Origin of the sequence: Paenibacillus phoenicis, assembly GCF_034718895.1 — a bacterium.
GTDB classification, from domain to species: domain Bacteria; phylum Bacillota; class Bacilli; order Paenibacillales; family Paenibacillaceae; genus Fontibacillus; species Fontibacillus phoenicis.
On record NZ_JAYERP010000001.1, the window covers coordinates 1,444,059 to 1,461,282 of the forward strand.

General features: G+C 52.2%; 13 protein-coding genes and 1 pseudogene. 2 read left to right on the top strand and 12 right to left on the bottom strand.

Annotation, left to right across the window (positions count from 1 at the left end; genetic code table 11):
* Nucleotides 1–14 precede the first annotated feature (14 nt).
* On the top strand, nucleotides 15–1,193 hold the full coding sequence (locus U9M73_RS06770) for a MalY/PatB family protein (protein ID WP_036646379.1): 1,179 nt from the start codon (nucleotides 15–17) through the stop codon (nucleotides 1,191–1,193).
* Nucleotides 1,194–1,261: 68 nt separating this feature from the next.
* On the opposite strand, the gene U9M73_RS06775 is transcribed toward U9M73_RS06770, so the two are convergent.
* The 4 genes from U9M73_RS06775 to U9M73_RS06790 form a co-directional block, all read right to left on the bottom strand.
* Complete coding sequence (locus U9M73_RS06775; protein ID WP_009226575.1) at nucleotides 1,262–2,077, bottom strand: ABC transporter permease; 816 nt, start codon at nucleotides 2,075–2,077, stop codon at nucleotides 1,262–1,264.
* Nucleotides 2,074–3,102, bottom strand: coding sequence for an ATP-binding cassette domain-containing protein (locus U9M73_RS06780; RefSeq protein WP_323076606.1), 1,029 nt, complete (start codon nucleotides 3,100–3,102; stop codon nucleotides 2,074–2,076). The genes U9M73_RS06775 and U9M73_RS06780 overlap by 4 nt, the downstream gene beginning before the upstream one ends.
* A 124-nt stretch (nucleotides 3,103–3,226) precedes the next feature.
* Nucleotides 3,227–3,967, bottom strand: a complete 741-nt coding sequence (locus tag U9M73_RS06785; protein WP_009226573.1) for a class I SAM-dependent methyltransferase — start codon at nucleotides 3,965–3,967, stop codon at nucleotides 3,227–3,229.
* A 36-nt stretch (nucleotides 3,968–4,003) separates the two neighbouring features.
* Nucleotides 4,004–4,693, bottom strand: a complete 690-nt coding sequence (locus U9M73_RS06790; RefSeq protein ID WP_260071581.1) for a putative rhamnosyl transferase — start codon at nucleotides 4,691–4,693, stop codon at nucleotides 4,004–4,006.
* Between the two features lie 236 nt (nucleotides 4,694–4,929).
* On the opposite strand from U9M73_RS06790, the gene U9M73_RS06795 reads away from it, so the two are divergent.
* Complete coding sequence (locus U9M73_RS06795; RefSeq protein WP_260071580.1) at nucleotides 4,930–5,640, top strand: GT-D fold domain-containing glycosyltransferase; 711 nt, start codon at nucleotides 4,930–4,932, stop codon at nucleotides 5,638–5,640.
* A 126-nt stretch (nucleotides 5,641–5,766) separates the two neighbouring features.
* On the opposite strand, the gene U9M73_RS06800 is transcribed toward U9M73_RS06795, so the two are convergent.
* From U9M73_RS06800 to U9M73_RS06835, 8 genes and pseudogenes are all read right to left on the bottom strand, one after another.
* Nucleotides 5,767–7,029: an MFS transporter gene (locus tag U9M73_RS06800; protein ID WP_260071579.1), complete on the bottom strand. Its 1,263-nt coding sequence runs from the start codon at nucleotides 7,027–7,029 to the stop codon at nucleotides 5,767–5,769.
* A gap of 119 nt (nucleotides 7,030–7,148) precedes the next feature.
* Nucleotides 7,149–7,496, bottom strand: a pseudogene (locus U9M73_RS06805) (ABC transporter permease); the annotation flags it as partial.
* 5 nt (nucleotides 7,497–7,501) lie between these two features.
* Entirely contained in the window at nucleotides 7,502–7,828 is a 327-nt protein-coding gene (locus U9M73_RS06810; protein ID WP_260071577.1) for a substrate-binding domain-containing protein, read from the bottom strand.
* A gap of 70 nt (nucleotides 7,829–7,898) precedes the next feature.
* Entirely contained in the window at nucleotides 7,899–8,819 is a 921-nt protein-coding gene (locus U9M73_RS06815) for a TraB/GumN family protein (protein ID WP_260071576.1), read from the bottom strand.
* 168 nt (nucleotides 8,820–8,987) lie between these two features.
* Nucleotides 8,988–11,645, bottom strand: coding sequence for a discoidin domain-containing protein (locus tag U9M73_RS06820; protein WP_323076607.1), 2,658 nt, complete (start codon nucleotides 11,643–11,645; stop codon nucleotides 8,988–8,990).
* Between the two features lie 114 nt (nucleotides 11,646–11,759).
* Nucleotides 11,760–13,430, bottom strand: a complete 1,671-nt coding sequence (locus U9M73_RS06825) for a type 2 periplasmic-binding domain-containing protein (protein WP_323076608.1) — start codon at nucleotides 13,428–13,430, stop codon at nucleotides 11,760–11,762.
* Nucleotides 13,427–15,799: a helix-turn-helix domain-containing protein gene (locus U9M73_RS06830; RefSeq protein WP_323076609.1), complete on the bottom strand. Its 2,373-nt coding sequence runs from the start codon at nucleotides 15,797–15,799 to the stop codon at nucleotides 13,427–13,429. Before U9M73_RS06830 ends, U9M73_RS06825 begins: the two co-directional genes overlap by 4 nt.
* 251 nt (nucleotides 15,800–16,050) lie before the next feature.
* Nucleotides 16,051–17,181 carry a glycoside hydrolase family 88 protein gene (locus U9M73_RS06835; protein ID WP_009226556.1) on the bottom strand — a complete coding sequence of 377 codons (1,131 nt, stop codon included), beginning with the start codon at nucleotides 17,179–17,181 and terminating at the stop codon, nucleotides 16,051–16,053.
* Between the last annotated feature and the right edge of the window lie 43 nt (nucleotides 17,182–17,224).

The window sequence follows — 17,224 nt, forward strand, 5'->3', positions numbered from 1 at the left end:
AAAGGAACAAAGAGATGACGTATAATTTCGACGAACGTGTGCCGCGGAGAGGAACCTACTCCGAGAAATGGGATCTTGGAAAGGAGCTGTTTGGGAATCCGGACGTATTGCCTTTGTGGGTAGCGGACATGGATTTCCGTTGTGCGCCGGCCATTGTCCAAGCCGTCACGGAACGGGCCAGGCTGGGGATTTACGGCTACACCTCCCGGCCCAAAGAATACCTGGAGGCTATCACCGGCTGGCTGGAGCGCCGGCATGGCTGGAACGTTCATCCGTCCTGGTTGACCGACACTCCAGGCGTCGTGCCTGCGCTCAGCGTAGCCGTTCAGGTATTAACCGAACCGGGAGATCGGGTTATCCTGCAATCCCCGGTCTATAATCCGTTCTATGATGTCATTCGCAATAACGGACGCGAAGTTGCCGAAAATCCGTTGGTTCTCGAGGATGGACGTTACCGGATGGACTACGATCATCTGGAATCGTTGATGCAAGGCGGCGCGAAGCTGATGCTGCTGTGCAGCCCCCATAATCCCGGCGGACGGGTCTGGACCCGTGAGGAGCTGGAACGGGTTGGCGAGCTGTGCCTGAAATATGGAGTGAAGGTCGTCTCGGACGAAATTCACTGCGATTTGGTCTTCGCCGAATACCGTCATGTGCCGTTTGCATCGTTGTCTGAACCCTTTGCCGGAATCACAATTACCTGCGCGGCTCCTTCCAAGACGTTTAACATCCCTGGCCTCGCGACGGCTTATACGATCATTCCAAACGTGGCCATCCGCAAACAATTTGCCGAACGGATCAAAGCGCAAGCCATCGGTTCGCTGAACTTTTTCGGTCCTACGGCGACCATCGCAGCGTATACGCAAAGCGAGGATTGGCTTGACGCCGTCCTAGCCTATATTCGTGCCAACCGTGACTTCGCCGTCGCTTATCTCGCCGAGCATCTGCCAGCGGTGGCCCCCGTTCTATCCGAAGGCACTTACTTATTATGGGTGGATTGCCGTGCACTGGGATGGAAAAAAGCTGAGATGAAGCAAGTGATGTATAAGGAAGCCAAAATCGCCTTCACGGAAGGCTCCATCTACGGCGAGAACGGCGAAGGATTCCTGCGGATCAACCTGGCTTGCCCACGCTCGTTGCTGGAAGAAGCACTGGAGCGTTTCTGCGCAGCAGTTGCCGCTCATCAAGCCTAATCGCTGGGAACGAAATAACCAGCGAAAACACTCAAGCCGGAAGACCTCTCGTCTTCCGGCTTGTTTTTTTAAGTGCGACGCATGTAAGCGCGGACCGTAATCGGTGCAAAAACCGCTACAATAACGGCTGCTCCGATAAGAGAGCTCAGCATATCTCCACCAATGGTTCCATGATTCACCAGCTCCCGAACCGCTGTCACCAAATGCGAAATCGGATTGATGTTGGCAAACCATTGCAGCCATTTTGGCATCGTTTCAACCGGAACAAACGCATTGGACAGGAACGTCAACGGAAACAACACGATCATCGATATCCCTTGTACGCTGGATGCGGTTCGCGCGATAACGCCAAAGAAAGCAAAGATCCAGCTAACTGCCCAAGAACAAACGATCACCAGCAGCGCCGCAAGAGCGACATAACCAAATCCCCCATCCGGACGAAAGCCCATCATGTATCCCATAGCAAACGTCAGGACGGTCGCAATCGTATAGCGGACCGTATCGGCCAGCAAGGCTCCGGCCAATGGCGCGATCCGAGCAATCGGCAGCGACTTAAAGCGGTCGAAAACGCCCTTCTCCATATCCTCGCGCAGTTGTACTCCGGTAACGACAGAGGTGGAAATGACGGTTTGCACCAGAATCCCTGGAATAATGACCGGCAAGTAGCTCATCACATCCCCCGAGATCGCCCCGCCGAAAATATACGTAAACATCAGCGTGAAAATAATCGGCTGGAGCGTCACGTCAAATAGTTGCTCCGGTGTCCGCTTGATTTTTAACAATCCTCGATACGCCATGGTCAACGAGTGACGAAGCGATTGACGGAAGCTGGTTTGATTCTTTAATGGCCGTGCGGCCTTAGCGTTAACAACCGTGTTGCTCATGCGATTACCCCCTTCTGATCAAGAACATAAGCCTGAGGACCTGCGGTGTTCTCTTCAACGCCCCGCCCGGTCAGTGTCAAAAAGACTTCGTCCAACGTTGGTTTCTGAACGCTTAATTCCGCCAAATCCACGTCCGCTTCGCGCAAGGCGATCAAGAGGTCGGTCACCAGATCGGCCTCCGCCATCGGGGCGGTAATTTTTCCTGCCTCTGCTGTGAGGGTGGAAGGCACTTTCAGCACCTGCTCCACAATGCGGCGAGTTTCTGCCAAATGAAGTGGATTCTTAATTCTTAACTGCAGCGACGAGGCTCCCACCGAGGTCTTTAACTCGTCGACAGTGCCTTCTGCGATGACCTGCCCGCGATCAATCACGGCGATCCGGTCTGCCAGTTGGTCGGCTTCATCCAGATACTGGGTGGTTAACAACACCGTCGATCCGGTCGCAACAAGACGGCGAATCGTATCCCACATCTGCGACCGCGTTCGCGGATCCAGCCCTGTCGTCGGTTCATCCAGGAAAATGAGCGGCGGCTGGGCAATCAGGCTCGCTGCCAAATCCAGCCGCCGGCGCATCCCGCCGGAGAAGTGCTTTAGCGGGCGCTTGGCCGCTTCCGACAACCCAAACTCCTCCAGCAGCTCCGCTGCTTTCCGGCGAGCCTCGCTGCGCCCCAAGCCTAACAGCCTGGAGAAAATGACGAGATTTTCCGTAGCGCTCAGCGTTTCATCCACCGAGGCGTATTGTCCGGTCACGCCGATCAGCTGACGGACAATATGCTGCTCCTTGACGACATCGTGCCCAAAAATGCGGGCGGAACCCGCGTCTGGACGCAGCAATGTCGCCAGCATGCGGATCGTCGTCGTTTTCCCTGCCCCGTTAGGTCCCAGGACGCCATAAATCATCCCGCTCCCCACCTTCAGGTTCACTCCGTCTACCGCCCGGTTCGTTCCAAATATTTTCACGAGTCCCTCAGCTTCAATCGCCAGTTTAGTTGCGCCCCCCGTGAAGGCGGAAGTTTTCGTAATCATCTGTTAAGTCCTCCTATCCTTCAACCAATGTGATTTACAGTTAGGAGATTAACGGAGGTAGTTAAACTGAATTTAAACGAAAAAAAAACACACCCTTGTTCGGGTGTGTTCATCTCTTGGGGGCTTAATTGGGCTTCGTTTTACGCAGTTCTTTCAGTTGCTCGTAAGCTTGCCCCAGCGCTTTTTTTCGCTGCTCCATGACTTGCAGGTGCTGGCGTTCAATCTCAGTAAACCGCTCGCTGTCAAAAAGGATCCAGTTCTTCATCATGGAAGCATCAGGAAGGATTTGTCTCCGAATCTCTTTTTGTTTCACAGCCACGCAGCACAAATAATTATGCTGCACTTCCAATTTCGTGATCTCGAACCAGGGATCCAGGCAGATGCCTAGGTTCCCCGCATAGAAGGTCTGCTTATGATCGTGGAAGGGATGATATCCGTAAGGCACCGTTACGATGAGGGTTCCGCCGTCTGCCAGCAATCGATAAGCATGACTGATCAAAACTCCGGGATTCGCAAAATGCTCCAGAATTTGTCCTAGAATGACCGTATCAAATAGCTTATGACCTTGGAATTCAGTGACATCGGCTACTTTAAACTGAACTTTGGACCGGACAGGCTTAGATTCCCGGGACAACTCCCTTTTCGCATAATGGATAGCTCCTTCTTCCAAATCTAACCCTAGAACCCTGCGTCCTTCTCGGCCCAGGAGGATCGAAGTAATCCCTTGGCTGCACCCTACGTCAAGTACTCTTCTGCCAGTGACTTGACGGCAAATCCAGTGGATACGTGCTCTTGTTGCTTCATGGGACTTTTCCGAGTTTACCTGGCCATAATAGCGCTCGTTGACCCGATCCTGGTTTACCATATTCCTTCACCTCCTCTAGTTCGAGGGAACCCGCGGTTATCCCATGAATTCTTTCAACACGTTCCGGATTTCCGCGGGGCTCAATCGGTCGCGTGGCGGTACTCTTTTGACTGAAGTATTATCCTGATGGATGACATTCACGTAGTTCCGGGGGGCAAGCAGTTCATGCGGTAAATCGATCACATTGCCGTGCGTGCCCCGCCCTGGAAGTTTAACGCGGTATCCGTTCAGATACTCTGCTGTCTTGTACAGAAATACATAGAATTGTGGGGAACGATGAAAGGTTGGTGCCATTTCGCTGTTAACACTGTCCCATAAATAGCCGTTTTGATTAATCAATGCGACGGTTTCGGACTTTGGCTGATAATTATACAGCTGCTGTACGTAAGTTTTATGATACAGATCGTCAGAATCCAAACGCGCGATATATAAATCATCGCTTTTGCCGGCAAAGGCTTTAATTTTCTCGATACTGTCGCGGTTCGTCCCAAACCAGATGTTGTTTGGAAACGGCGGTTGTTTTGACAATATGTCTGCAACAATCGCTTCGGTTCCTTGGGCGATCTTAAATATCGCCAGAAAATTCTGATTGGTTTGGGCTTTTAATGATTTCAAGGTAAAGTTGCGAAAGATCGCGATTCGTTTCTCCAGCCACGGCCGAGTAAGCCGCTCTGGATCAAACCCAAACGTATTGAAATTGCTTTCAATCACCACTTTTTTGGACATGCACTTCCCTCCTTGTCATAATAGCCCGTCTGATTGCTTTTACTTGCGTGTAACGGAGCTACCGATCTTTCACTATATGCTAGACAATAGGAGAAGGACAGGGACGTATTCCATAACGCACTGCAAAAAAAGTCAACCCAACCGCAAATTTACTTTGCAGTACAAGCACACAATTCAAACCCTATTCGCCATCATAGACTGAAATGATTAAGCACGCGAAAGGAATGAAACGTCCGATGCAACAAATCTACTTGGAAGCCCAAGATTTGCTAAAGAGAATCAGAGACGCCATCGAGAAACAGAAGCCGTTTTCGTTAGTAAGGATTGGTGATGGCGAGAACTTGGTCATGTCTCAGCATCATGTCTGGCCCATGTCTAAAGTGCTTCAGGAACGGTGGGCAATCAAAGCGAACCGAGGAGAAAAAGGCCTGACCCTTCCAAATTTACCGCTGCGCAACGCCGTGATTTCTTCCGTAAAAAAGGCGACCGTTGTAGGAATCCTGCCCGCCGGAGACAACACGATCAATGCCCCGGATTATTTAAAAAGACCCTTAACCGATAAGGTTTTCTCCTATTACAAGATTCAGCCGCCTGTGATTTGCCATGCCGGGGTGAACCGGGAATTGGCCAAAATGGAGGAATTTTGGTCACTCCTCTCCGGCCTGCGAATTATGGTCATCACACGGGAAGCCGCTAAGATCAAGGAACGGCTTAAAAAAGAACCCTATAACCAAAAAATCGTGCACGCCCTGCCTTTTGACCAATGGCCGGAGTACCGGAATACGATCAAGTGGATTACCGCTCATAAGGACAGCTTTGATGTGGCACTGATTTCATGTGGGGTCAGCGCAGTGGTTCTGGCTCAACAGATTGCCTCGATTACAGGCAAAGTCGCTCTCGATTTTGGCAAAGCAAGCAATATCATATTAAATGGGCGCCCCAATTAAGTTGTGGGCGCCTTTGTTTGGCTCTGGCTCAGCCAGATTACTTTCCAATCCGCAGCGCTTGCTTCGCCTCCTGATCCGGGTGACAAAAATAAAAAGGCAGGGCTCATTGAGCCTGCCTTCTCAAGATTAGGTTGTGCCTTCCTGGATTGCCGGTTTGCCAGCTTCCAGCAACGCTTGATTCCGTCCGAGAAAGAGCGATAGGAGCAAAATCAGCAGTCCCGTCGCGATGAGCAGCCATTCGATCGCAATCGCATCGGCAATGGGCCCGAAGATCAGCATCCCGATCGGCATCATCGACGTGGAGATCATGCTGAATACGCCAAAGATTCTTCCCATATAGCTTTCGTCGACCTTTTCCTGAATCATCGTCATCGTAGGGGTATTAAAGGTTGGCATTGCGATCCCAAACAAGGTCATAAACGCCAGATAGATCCAAAAGACGGGGACGACGCCAAGCAAAAATGTACATAACCCCATCAATACCGTAGCCAAAGTCATCGTGTGCACTTTATTCTTAAAACCGCCCCACGCGGCAATCAATCCCCCTCCCGCCATCATTCCGATGGAAAAGGCGATTTCAATTGCGGTAAGCCGCCAGACCTCTTCGCCGTAAGTGCGGGTCACCTGAAGCGGGGTCAAAAACGCGGCCGGGGCCATCAGAATAAAAAAGACCGCCATAAAAGCAAAGAAGGATTTTAGATAGGCTTGTCGACGGATATAGGCCAGACCTTCTTTCAGGTCGTGAAAATAACCAGTTGATTGCGGACCTGAAGCTCGTTGATGGGTCGGAATCCGAAAATAAAGCAGCAGTGTCAAAATCGCGATCGCCGCCGTGACCACATCGATGAAGAAAATCGTTTCGATCGTCGCCAAAGTGAGCAGCGCAGCGCTGACAATCGGGGACACGAACATAATGACTGCTTGAATGCTTCCGTTAATCCCGTTCACTTTCGTTAATTGGTCGGACGGTACGATTTGCGGCAAAATCGCCCCAACTGCCGGCGTCTGCACGCCCGAGCCAAGCGCCCGGATCGCAGCCATAACAAAGAGCAGCCAAGCTTCCTCATAGCCCATCAGGAATAGGAGCGCGAGGATCAGTGTAGCGAAGGCGATCATGCCATCCGACAGCATAATCAGCCATTTTCGGTTGTAGCGATCCGCCCAGACGCCCGCCACCGGGGATAACAGGAACGTTGGGATAAACCCGCAGATGATATATAACGTCATCATGATCCCCGATTTCGTATTTAGCGTAATGTACCACATGATCGCGTACTGCACCAGCGAGGAGCCAAACAGCGAAATCGTTTGACTGCTCAGGAACAGGATGATGTTCCTTTTCCACTGCTCCTTTGATGTCGCTTGATTTGACCTGTCTACGTTATTCACGGACATCCCCTCTCGATTTGGAAAATTACAGCATAATTATACTGTAAACGAATCCAAACAACCAAATCAATGGAAAGAATAATTTTAAAAAAAGAACCCCGTATCCCGGGGTTACATCCATGCGTCAGCAGGAACGAGAACAAGAACATTCGCTTCAGCGGAAACTGGATTCTGGCGAACGCATATGCGGTCGGGATGCAGATGAGGATCGATAACGCCGTTACAATCGCCGCGATCAAGAACGACAACGAAATCGAGGAGACGATATCGTCCTTGGCTAATACGAAGTTCCACCATTTGAACCCCCAAGTCGCCGGCAAGACGTCCGGATAGTTCCACTTCTCGCTAAACGCCAGCACCAGCAGGTTCAAGAGCGGACCGGCAAAAAATATCGCAAACACGGTGAGCAGCGAGCAGCACAAACTCGATGATTCGCCTTACCCTACTTTTTTCCAATACCATCCCATTCAGGTCACTCCCTTCCTTCCGTTGATTGACGTTTGACAACATGACTTTCGTATTCCACCAGCTTAGGCAAATCCGCTTCACCGCGGATCAGCTTGTCCAACAGCTCCACCGCATCCCTCCCGATGCCGGCGGTATCCACGCTGACCGTGGACAGCGACGGCGAATACATGCGGCCAAGCTCGATATCGTCGTACCCCAAGACGGCAACCTCCTGAGGGATCTGAACACCTCGGTCCAGCAACAGCTTCATCGCGCCCAGCACCAGCATGTCGTTTGTCGTAAACAGCGCAGGATATCTTTGATTCCGAAAGTCCGGGAAGTACGTCTCCATCTTTTTCATCCTTATTCATTTTCAGCAATCTGTATGTGTGCCGATGAACCTTCACCTGCCCGATTGCTTCTTACCGGCCTTGCAGCATGATTCGGTATGCAGGGTATTGATGGATGGCGATGCCGCCAAATCCTGCATGCTTCGCATAATAAGCGTTGATGGCCTGAATTTGCTGGTTCATGTAAACCAAGCCTTTGTTATAGTACGTAATCTCGTTTGGAATCGTAGATCCGTTTGGCGGACTGGTTTCTGCACCGATATAGACCTTCTTACCCAAGCTTGCAGCATAATCGGCTTCCGCCAAGGATGCGCGAATTTGCCGATCAGCTGTGTCGCGGTAGGCCATGACGGAAACAGTGTCCACGATATCCAATACGAAATAACTTAACGGCTTCCGTTGTCCGCCCGTCTCCACTATCACCGGATTTTCTCCCGTAGCATACCAGCAAGGAATCGCCGCGTTAAACTCCAGTGGATCGCCGCTGGCGCGAATTTCTGCCGCGATTTTCTTCAAGACCTGCAGGTATTGATAATTGATGGATCCTCGCTTCGTTTGGTATTCCGGCAACGTGTGCGGCTCGATATCAAATTGAATGCCGTCAAAGGTGCTGGCCGGGTGGGAAGCATTAAACGACAGCACCTGCCGAAGCTCTGCGAGTGCATCGCGATGTCGGCCTTCCAAGGCCCACTCTGCTCTTCCGACCAGCGCAAAGACGCGAATTCCCTCCGCATGTGCCCGATAGATCAGTTCCGTATAGGTTGCCGGCTGATCCGGCAGCGTTCTGCTTGTTCCGATAAACAGCAGGTTGATGTCCTGCTCCTTCAGAAACTCCAACAAAGACGTGATCTTTTGCGAATTGGAAGCCGCATCATAAAAATCCCATGCCCAAATCGCTTTGGTTGGCCGCGCCTCTGCTTGGGCCGGAGACGAAACTCCAAAAACCCCCGTCAAACAGACTGCCAACAACAGCAGGATTGCCTTGTTCTTCACTCGGTCCTCTACACTCCATTCCTTCTCTGATTTCCCTGCGATGCGATAAACAATTGGCCGTACTCCTTACAGGGCGATTCGATTCAGAATGAGATTATCATAAAAAGGATGAGCGCAAATGATCTGTTCGGCCTATTGTAGAGGGATTCAAGCCCTGATTATTCGACATTATTCGGCGTGAACCCAAATTTCAAGCAAGCTGTTCCAGGTATTGATCTCGTTGCCTTGACCCACATATCGGATGTATTTGGCCGGGGTCGGAGTAAACTCAAACGTCTCCAGTTCCGACTGTTTCTTGCTGGCCATCCCGGTTAGAACAGATTCGAAATGAACACCATCCACGGAAACCTCCAGATCAAAATAGTTCGAGCGGGTGTGTCCGTTATAAAACCACAGGCTTACCCCATCCACGATCGTGACCTCTTCCAGCTCCACCTGCAAAAACTGTCCTTTCCCATCTGCAGACCAACGGGTGTCCGGATCACGGTCCAGCGTGTTGCTGGGCACATTGCCGTCATCTGCGCTGGCCGTTACTTTGGCGATGGCGGCTAAAGGTCCCGCAGGCTCGGGTATCGGCTCCAGCACCTCAAAGGTCTGGCGCGCTTCGACGACCACGCCTTGTAGCTGGCAGCTGGCAATGATGTCTGCGACACCGGGCCGTTCGGCATAAAATGTATTTCCTTCGATATAACCCACCTGTTCGTCACTAACCCGGTACGTCACCGGGATATTTAACTCGGAGGTGTTTACGACTTCCCCGTTATCGAGCGTCAGGAAAGATTGAAGACGTCCGCTCTTGCCTGCGCTGATCGCATAACCGGCAGAACGCCAGCCCGGTACGCTTTTGTCCGGGGCAATCGTAATATTCTCCGGCAGCACAGGCGTCTTCGCCACACTAAACTTCACCCGCACCGTTTGCGTCTTTCCGCGCCGGGTAATCGTAATAACGCCGGTTCCGCTTGTCCCTTTCGGTTGGACGATCTTGACACGGGCATCCTTCGACGTTGCCTTTGCCGAAAGGATTGGGGTTTCTGTGGTACCATATGGCAGTACATAATCATATTGCGTCCGCAAAAACTGCACGCCCGGCACAGCTTCCCCGTTGACAAGGATCGACTGCAATCCCAGTTCCCGGTGATCCAACCGTTGCTTGGTTTGATCCTTGTACAAGCTTTGCGGGAACAGCCGCTCCCCTTGCCCGACGCCTTCGACCCAATCAAACGGCGAGGTATCCGCATCCGGAATCGAACCGATGATATCCACTTTCACCCCGTTCACTTTCCCGTGGGTGCCGATAATATACCCGTTGCCAAACTGCTCCGATTCGATGATGATCCCCGGTTTACTTGAATGGGCGGCAATCCCTTTCGTGTTCCAAAATACGCTTTCGGTTGTTACCACACCGTGGCGGTTCGTCGCAGACGATCCGTAATCCCTCGTGATCGCGGAAATCGCGTCCCCGTTCACCGTGAAATTGTCAATCAAATTGGCCATACTCAAATACATGTGGAAGTCAGTGAGGTAAAATGAGTTCTCGGAATACGAATCCAGCAGCACGTTACCATTCGCCGAGAAATTAGCATAGGTGAAGCTATGTCTCGCCCCGACGGCACGACAGTTCATAATCAGGTTATCGTTACCGATGAATTGGTATAGATACCCGTTCCCGTTGGCTCCCCGGTATTGCGGATACTGCATGGTAACCTTGTCGACAGTGACATTTTTGGTCCGATCCAAAATGATGCCTTTAGATAAAATGTGGTAGTTCGCATTCCCCGGCGGCTTGTACGTGCCAACATTGCGGATCCAGCTGTTTGCGGCAGCGATGACGTTGATCGCTTTGGCATTATCGGCTTCGTACCCTGCCGTTCCTTCCACCTTGAAGTCATCTTCGCCGAGCCCCGGCTTCGAGTTCTCGACGTTCGCGATGGAGAAGTCCTCCAGGCCCACCTCCATGATTGGAGCTTCCGTTTTAGTAATCGTAATATCATCACGAAGCTTTAGAGGATACCGGGTTGGGATATCCAGGGTCAAAGTTTTGGCCTTCGAATCAACAGCTACGATCTGCCGATAAAATATCGGCTCCACCTTACCTAAACGGGAAGCCCATTTATTCTGCATCCCATGCTCCTTCAGGAAGCCTTCCGTCGTCTCAAAGGTAATGACAACGAAATCATCCACTTGGAAGCCATCCGTGCTCTCTACGGGCAGCAACACCGTAGGTTCGGATACTGTTTTGCGCAGCTTGCTCGAAGTGCTGGTCCGTTTCCAATCCCCGCCGCCGACTCGGATGATGTCCTTTTGCTTCATATTTTCCTGCGCATTGTAAATGTGCGTTTGAAGCTGCCCGTCTCCCTTGAGCACCACCCCGCTGGAGTTGATATTTAGAGCAAAATCCTTCCCTTCCTGCGGAGTCACACGATACGTTCCTTTGGGAAGGTAGACAACGCCTCCTCCGCGCGCCGCCGCATCATCAATCGCTTGTTGAATGGCGCGTGTGGAGTCCGTGCGCCCAGTAGGGTCCGCGCGGTATGGGGATTTCGTCACGTTAATGCCCCGGTGCTTGTTCACGGAAGGAATCGGTACCTCACCTCTCCGGTAGCCTGCATAGGAGAAATCATGCAGGAACTGACCCTCACTCGTCCGGTATCCCGGATACCACCCCTTGGGATAAAGCAAGCTTCTCCTATCGCGGCCAAGGGACGGACCTTGATGGGCTGCCGGATTCGCTTCGTCGGCTGACGCTGAAATAGCTCCTCCCCCGGTTACTGTGAGTCCGGCGACAACGGCCAGGGCGAGCAGTATGGCCGACCATCTTTTGCGCATCACATCATCTTCCTCCTTTGTTTATGGGATTCACCCACCATTGTAGTGGGAGGAAGCCTGTTTATCGATGCTCAAAAACGCCACTCGCGTTGCGTTTTTTCCAAATCCCTCCATTCACTTCGCAGACAATGCCGTGTTATACCGATCGAGGGACTGCTGTTGGATTTGAATCGCCCGGTCGATCCCCATGGCATGAATTTGCTCCACGTACCCTTCGAACGCATCCAGCGGCTCCATCCCATAGATGATCTTAAGCGACATCTCATCCACGAGGCGGTTCACGTCTTGCATAATGACCGAAAACTCCGTGCTCTCCTCCTCGGTTTTCGGCAGAACCGGCAAGTTGTGGAGCGCGGCATCCGTATCGGACCATAGGCGGGTAGCCTCCTGTTGCTCCGGCAGCGAATAATACTGCTCCATATACCGTACATCCTGCACGAACGGACCAAAATAACTAGCACGGGTATACATCGCCAGCGCTTGTGAAGGAGCCCACTGGTTGGGATTGTTTAAAATGAGGTCGGTATAGGCCGGATACCCGTCCTTCATTTCGTAGCTGACCCCTTCCATTCCGAAGTTAAACAGCAGATGACCTTCCGGGCTGTAACCGTAATCCAGCATCCGGGCCGACTCCTCCACATGCTGATTGCTTGTTGAGATCGCAACACTGCCGCTGACACCCACCACCGGAGCGAGCTGACCAAATTTCGGACGATCACCCTTCTTCAGTACCGGATATGGCGCCGGCGCCAGTTCGACCTTCAGGTCCTGGGCTCTCATCACCGGCAGCCAGGTCCCGATTCCCGCTCCGGCGTTCCAGATGCTGGCGCCGCTACGTCCGAGAATCATGCTCGTATCTTGGGTTTCCGAGTCCACTGCAGCAAGGTTGGGATCGATAAGCCCTTGCTGATACCAGTCGCGGAACAAAGCGAGAAACGCCTTGTACTCCGGCTCGATGGCGCCAAATTTGACCTTCCCCTGCTCTTGATAGAAATCCTTCTTAATCCCAAAGGCGCCAACGAATCCTCCGCCTTCGATGCCAAACAGCGGATTCGGTACGCCAAGAAAGGTTAGCGGAGCCTCAGCCCCCTTGCGTTCCTTGAACGCCTTCAGCACATCATGCCATTCCGCGATTGTCTCCGGAATTTCTAGCCCAAGATCATCTAGCCAATCCTTGCGAATGATGGGACCCTGGTAAGTACGAAGCCGCTGATCCCCTTGAATAAATGGGAAGGCGTAGTAACTTCCGTTTGCGGTACGAACCTGGAGATCGATCTCGGGATGCGCTTGGAGATATTTTTTCAAATGAGGGGCATATTGGTCGAAGATTTCATTCAGCCTTAGAATATACCCGTCGTTGATCGCCTTCTCCGGACCGCCCGGATAATTGATCCATTCATACTCGATCAGATCCGGCAGCTCGCCGGAAGCGAGCAGGACGCTAATCGCCTCCTTCCCTTGATTGGCGGGAGGCTGGATGAAATCGAGCTGGACTCCGGTTCTCCGTTGCCATTCTTGGAAGAAAGGAACCTCACTGAACTTGGATTTAATGCTGGCTGCATTTCCGTTGAGCTCAGCCCAGTAAGTGAGCGTCAACCGTTGATCCTGCGCATGATTTCCGCCCGGTTGTACCTCCTGCGGATTCGCCGCCGAAGCGGCGGATGACCCGCTGAAGGGTCCCGCACTGGAATCACAAGAGCTCAGTAGGACAAATAACGCCAGAATCAACACCGTCGCGAGTCCCCGGTTTGTAAGAGTCCGAACCTTTTTTCGATTTCCACTCATACCGTAACCTCCTTCCCATTCATGCCGCTGATCTCTTTATATCTGCCAGGCGTGATGCCTTCGTACTTCTTAAATACCCGAATAAACGTAGCTGCATCGTTATATCCCACCACTTTAGACAGCTCGCTGATCGATTCCGATTGCGTCCGCATGAGCTCCTTCGCCTTCTCAATTCGGCATCGGTGGATGCTGTCCAGCAGGCCTTCTCCCGTCTGATTCTTATAAAGCTTGGAGAGGTAACTGCCTTTCATCCCAAAATGATCGCCAATCGCATTCACATTTAAGTTGGCGTCGTTGTAACGTGCCGCGATATACGCCGTCACTTTCTCGATCAGGCTGCGAAGCGAGTCCTCTCGTTCTCTCAACAGATGGCTTGCACGTTTGTCGGCGGCAAATGCGCAGACCTCATGCAACAAGCCTTGCAGAGCGCTTTGCATTTCCTGTACCGTATCGCAGGCCAGCACCTCGTCGATCCACAGCGGATAATCGGCCAGCCGGCAATCATCCTCATGTCCGCCTAGTTCATGGATGACCTTGATCATCGTACTTACCAAATTAAACATGAGGCATTTGGCCACGTTAAGCGACATCACCGGCTTCTCCAAATTCCGCTTCATGATCTCATTCATGTAACGGCCGGCCTGCTCGGCATCGCCGGCTTTGATGAAGTTAATCAACTGCTGCTCGGTTTGCAGCGGATAATCATACCCGTACATGCCATTTGCCGTCTCACGATGGATCTCGCCGTAAGCAATAATCCCTTTCTTCCCCAATACCATCTTGTATTCCATCGCATCCACCGCTTCTTGATACGCCTCATGAATACCAATCCATGATGGATGCCGGCCGCTGAACGAAATGGTCAGCTCCATCTCGTAACGCTCCAAGAACCGCTGGGCTTCCGCCGCAATCTCTCTCAAATCCTCGCTCCACGTCTTGGAATCCGCCTGCAAATTCACCAGGCAAACGATCATCTCGTCAACCTCCGCAACGTACCCTACATGTCCTCGAGCGGCAACCAACTCCTCGACCACATTGGAGATGATCAGCTGGATCAACTTACTCCGTTCGCTTAATCCCACGCCGGGCAGCTTGTCATAGAGTTGGTCTTCATTTTCGATCACGAATAAAATGACGGCAAAATCCCGTGAATACAGCGGCATCTGAAAGGAGCGGAACGATTCTTCATACGGCACCAGCGGATCGGTTTTCCCTTTCAGCAGCCGATAAATCAAATTCGAGCGAAGCACCTGCTGATGCTTCTGAAGTTGCTGGGCAATCTCATTCTTCTCGCTCCGGGCCCGCTGGATCATGTTCTGGATAAACCGCAGCTCATTAGGCTCTCCAGGCATGGCTTGAGTCGATTTGTCCGACAACGATTCCACCAGCTGTTGGATCGGAGAATAGTTGCGACGCATGAAAAACCACGTCAGCACGCCGGCGCCAAGCAGGCTGACCAGAATGCTGATATACGTAAAATTGCGGACGTTCACGGCTTTTTCCCAATACAACCCGCTCGGGATGATCAACGCATATTTGAGATCGGATACCGCGGAATCCATATAGAACAGCTCCGATTCCCCGACCTTCGCCCGATCCAGCCTTACGCGGTTGCCATCCATAAAGGGAAGCAGCTCATCGGCAGGATCCCGATTGGTCATCAGCACCTCGTCATTCTGATTTAGGATCAGCAGCAGACCATCACTGAAGCCGGAGATCCCCTCAAGGGCCTGTTGGAACCGGCTCGTATCCGTCATCACCACGACCGTCCCTGTCTCTTGCCCGTTCAGATCAGCTGGCAGCTGCGTGACATAAGCGATGGAGGATTCCGCGTGCCCCGCATTGAGGTGAGGGAGCACAACAAAGTGTTTTGTATCCGCTTCCAAAACTAGGCGTTTCCAAGTCTCTAAACTGATGGCCCCGGTCTCGTGAATGGTATGAAAGGCGGTGGGGATATCCCGGATATTCCCCGCCCGGAGAACCGCATCCCCTTTTTTCCAAACGACGTAAAATTCATCGATCGTGGCGTACGACGTCTTGAACAGACGAAACTCCTTGACGAGCTGGTAAGCGGTGTAAGGTGCTTCGGCGTCAGACTGACTTGAATACATCAAGGTCTGCAGGTTCGGACTCCAAGTCATCTCCATATTGAGCCGCTTCATCAAATCGATTTGCGTATCGATCGTATAGCGCATTTGCTTCAGTAACGAATCGTTCGCCCGGTGAATTTCGCTCTTTAACGCTGTATTGGCCTGAGCGTAAATGATGAGGCTGAACAGAATCGGCACAAACAACACTGCACTGTACGAAACGAGCCAGGTTACGATCACGCTTTCCCGTTTCCGCCACAAAGATTGAATGTTCAACATCCGTTCCTCCCCCGTATCCTTCTGATTTGTAGATAAGCAGGTTAGTGGGTTAATCGGTTCGTCGGTTTTGTTGGTTTGTCGGTGCATCAGATCAAGACCTAATTATAACGTGTTTCCCCGGCCCAAGCCTATAGATAAAAAGTTCAATTCGATTGACAATTCCCGCTTGCGAGCAGTCCTGCGACCTAACAAAACGCAAATAGCCCGAGGGACTAGGTGGTCCTTCGGGCTAAATTTCGAGATAAAGTTTTTTAGAAAATACGCCGCTTCCATCCTTGGAGCTTCGCCAACGCCTCAACGAAGTAATAATCCCCGTAGATCAGCGAAACGTTCACGTTCTGATTAGCTGGCTTGTGGCCCGTACCTTGAAGCAGGATGGCCTCATGCTTCGGATCGTCCCAAGTGGCATAATTCGTAGCGAGTGAGCTTAAGATTCGCTCGGCGGCAGAGCGGTACGGTCGGCCAATCGGTTCATCCAGTTGGTCGGCAAGCTCAAGCAACCCGGAGGCAGCGATCGCTCCGGCCGAGGTGTCACGGGGAATCTCGTCGTCCCCAGCTTCCAGTATGGCCCGGAAATCCCACGGCGGGACGCTGTCCTCAGGCAAGCTAGCGATAAAGAAATTTGCCACCCGCTGGGCTGCACTTAAGTACACTGCGTCGTTGGTATGACGGTACGTATTCGTCAGGCCGTAAAGCGCCCAGGCGTTCCCCCGGCTCCAGGCCGAGTCGGGACCCGCGCCTTGTCCGCCTAACGCCCCCACGCGTTCGCCCGTTTCGGGGTCAAACACCACGATGTGATGGGTGGACCCGTCCGCCCGCACGAATTGCTTCACAACCATATCCGCATGAGCCTTGGCGATATGCGCAAACCGTGGGTCGCCGCTTTCCTCGGAAGCCCAGAAGAGCAGCGAGATATTCATCATCGTATCGATGATCGACCAGCCGGTTTGCTTGCTGCCGTTCCAAGCCCGGAGGTAGCTTCCCTTCGGGTTGAAGCGGCCGGCCAGGAAGTTTGCCGCAAACAAGCCTCGCCGCAAGGCGTCTTTGTCGCCGGTCAGCTTATACTTAAAGACCGCCGTCGGCAAAAAATGAAAACCTACATCATGATCAAAAGCATTCTCCTGCTGGAACAACGCAAACAACCGTTCATCCCAAGACCAGGCTGCCTCCCGCCATCCTTCTTCACCCGTCATGTCGTACATCAGCCAGAGGATCCCCGGCCAGAATCCGGAGGTCCACCAGTCCAGCTTCGTATCGTCATAAATTCCGTTTTGTCCTGCAACATGCGGAGCCTTAGATCCCAAGGAATCCCGCATCAGCGACACCTTGGACTCCAACCGCGGCCAGATCTCCTGGCTGATCGTTTTTAAGGTCGTTGTCATGCTTCTCCTCCTCTACCTTTACTCGTGGGACTTCCCCCTCATC